Consider the following 2,798-nt stretch of genomic DNA (forward strand, 5'->3'; position numbering starts at 1 on the left):
TCTTAGCCATGGAAATTGCCATATCCGAGTCTTTTAGAAGCATAGCTCCGACGGTTGGCATTATCTTCCTGGTTATTGCATTTTACTTTGTATGGCGTACCTTCTACGGTATGAGAATCGAAAAAGAATAAAAAGTGGGTGTATAAGGAGGCAAATCATGAATGTTATTTTATTAGGCCCGCCTGGAGCCGGTAAAGGTACACAGGCCAAAATGATGGTTAATGAGTTAGGAATACCGCAAATATCAACCGGGGATATGTTTCGGGCGGCAATTAGTCAGGGAACAGAACTGGGAATGAAGGCGAAAGAATTCATGGACGCGGGTCAATTAGTACCTGATGAAGTTACTATTGGTATTGTTGAAGAACGATTGGCAGAAAAAGATTGCAGTTCCGGATTCTTATTAGACGGATTTCCCCGGACCGTACCCCAGGCCGAAGCCCTGGAAAAAATACTGAAAAATTTAGGATATCGTTTGGATGCAGTAATTAATATTGATGTACCTAATGAGGCTATAATTACTCGAATGGCTGGTCGTCGGGTCTGCCGTCAGTGCGGAGAAACCTACCATCTTCAATTTAATCCTCCTCAAGAGGCGGATAAATGCAATCAATGCGGTGGTGAGTTATATCAACGAGCTGATGACAGTGAGGAGACGGTAGCCAATCGTCTTAAAGTTTATACTCAACAAACAGAACCACTGCTAGACTTTTATCAAAAGAGAAATTTAATTATAACTACTAATGGCAATCAAGAGATGGCCAAGGTATTCAGGGATATATATAATGCCCTGATTGAAAAAGTATACCGAAAAAAATTTGAGATTAATTCTTAAACATTAAACCTGTAAGTAGATAATTGGCATTGGTAGTGCGTTCTTCCCCCCATTTGAACGCTGGCTTATACCACCAAGCCAATTATCTTCATATTACAGGAAAATTTAATCGGCGAAATTTTTCAACGGAGCTATGGCTTTAGACAAATACAATATGCAAAACGAAGGGGGAATGAAAATGTCGGAGTTAAGAAGAGATGTAATAAGGAACAACTGGGTAATTATAGCTACTGACAGAGCACTTAAACCAAATGATTTTCCTATAAATAAGCAAGGAGCAAAAACCGCCGAATTTAAAGGCTTCTGCCCGTTTTGCGAAGGCAACGAATCGTTTACTCCCGAAGAAATTGCGGCTTATCGCCGTAATGATACTCAGGCAAATTTACCCGGATGGCAAGTCAGAACTATTCCCAATAAATTTTCGGCTTTGGAATTAAAAGGCAGTCTAATCAAGATTAATAATGGGGTATACAGTTCATACAATGGATTGGGAAAACACGAAGTAGTGGTGGAAACTCCCCAACATGAGATTGACCTGCCGGAATATTCATTAGATGATATAACACTCATACTGAATATGTTAAAAAGCAGGTATGATCAACTTATGAAGGACGAGAGAATAAAGTATATTCATATATACAAGAATCATGGACTATATGCCGGTGCGTCTCTTGGTCATAGCCATAGCCAAATAGTAGGATTACCTATATTTCCAAATGAAAATAGAGGAATAGATAAGTATTATAAAAAAACCGGACGCTGTTTATTGTGTGATATCCTGGAACAAGAAATTAATGATAGAGAAAGGGTAATCTATGAAACCGATCATTTTGTATTGATTTGTCCTTTTGCTTCCAGGTTTTCGTATGAAACATGGATAATTCCACGTAAACATACCGCCCATTTTATGAATGTCGGAAGCGAAGAGGTAAAAGAACTTGCGGCAATTTTAAAATACTTTTCAATTGCCATTAAGGAAGGTTTAAATGACCCTTCATACAATATGATTATTGTTTCGGCTCCAGTTAATGTTGAAAATCCAATCGAAGGCTATCACTGGTATATTGAACTAACTCCTCGTCTAATTGTATCTTCGGGTTTGGAAATTGGAACCGGATATTATGTTAATCCGGTAGCCCCAGAAATATCGGCAAGTATATTAAAAGAAAGTCTTTTTAAAGCCCTTGCATAGTTAACATTTACTTAGCGTTAGCTTGGTTACTTTGGAAGAATTGCTCTTGTCCAGGCGGACTGTCTCAAGTGATGTTCTTTGTGCAAATGGATTTATAGCATTCTCATGTTCGCTATGTAAAATATTGCCGTATTGCTCTTTGATTTTATCGATAACTTTTATGTATTTATATATGATCACATCTGGATATGAGATAGATATAGAATTGATTATATACATAATTACAGGGCACATATCAGTATTGAATTCCATATCCAATTGGTTACGCATATCATAATAGCCTTTATTTTCGGTGCCATTTAAGTAATTTTTTATAATTGAAACAAAATGATTCTCAAACTCTGGAACAGAAAAAGTTTTTTGTATATCGTTAATACTGTTTATAATTTCTTGTTTTTTAATTCCCATTACTCAAATTATCTCCTTCCACCCAATTATATGATAAATTTATTTAGTTAATAATTTAGCAATTATTAACATATTACTATAATTTACAAAATTTGTTTAGCAGAAAATTACAAAATATCTTAGACTGCGGCTGAACGAACTTAGAAGTCAAATTTGTTTTAATAGGACTTAAAAAACCTGCTTGATCGGGATATAACAAAATTACCAAGAAAATTGCTCTGTCGCAAAATAATAACGGATAATAATATGATTTATAGGAGAAATAGTTATGGAGAAGCTTAACAAAAATGGGGTAAGATCCTTTGAATTGCTGGCTCCTTATCTGACAGATACATATGAGCAAGGAGTAGTTTTTCTTATTTC

General features: G+C 35.9%; 3 protein-coding genes. 2 read left to right on the forward strand and 1 reads right to left on the reverse strand.

The genetic code is table 11. The features are described from left to right. Window positions 1-157 precede the first annotated feature (157 nt). Both ABFC84_18995 and galT read left to right on the forward strand, forming a co-directional pair. Window positions 158-835: an adenylate kinase gene (locus ABFC84_18995; protein ID MEN6414831.1), complete on the forward strand. Its 678-nt coding sequence runs from the start codon at window positions 158-160 to the stop codon at window positions 833-835. 133 nt (window positions 836-968) lie between these two features. Then, window positions 969-2,027 carry a galactose-1-phosphate uridylyltransferase gene (gene galT, locus ABFC84_19000; GenBank protein MEN6414832.1) on the forward strand — a complete coding sequence of 353 codons (1,059 nt, stop codon included), beginning with the start codon at window positions 969-971 and terminating at the stop codon, window positions 2,025-2,027. Here galT and ABFC84_19005 read toward each other — a convergent pair whose 3' ends face one another. Continuing rightward, complete coding sequence (locus ABFC84_19005) at window positions 2,028-2,435, reverse strand: hypothetical protein (GenBank protein MEN6414833.1); 408 nt, start codon at window positions 2,433-2,435, stop codon at window positions 2,028-2,030. Between the last annotated feature and the right edge of the window lie 363 nt (window positions 2,436-2,798).

This window comes from Veillonellales bacterium (genome assembly GCA_039680175.1).
GTDB lineage: Bacteria > Bacillota > Negativicutes > JAAYSF01 > JAAYSF01 > JBDKTO01.

Coding starts and splice junctions, on each gene's coding strand:
- galT (MEN6414832.1), top strand. CDS start 969: ATGGCTTTAGACAAATACAATATGCAAAACGAAGGGGGAATGAAAATG.
- ABFC84_18995 (MEN6414831.1), top strand. CDS start 158: ATGAATGTTATTTTATTAGGCCCGCCTGGAGCCGGTAAAGGTACACAG.
- ABFC84_19005 (MEN6414833.1), bottom strand. CDS start 2,435: ATGGGAATTAAAAAACAAGAAATTATAAACAGTATTAACGATATACAA.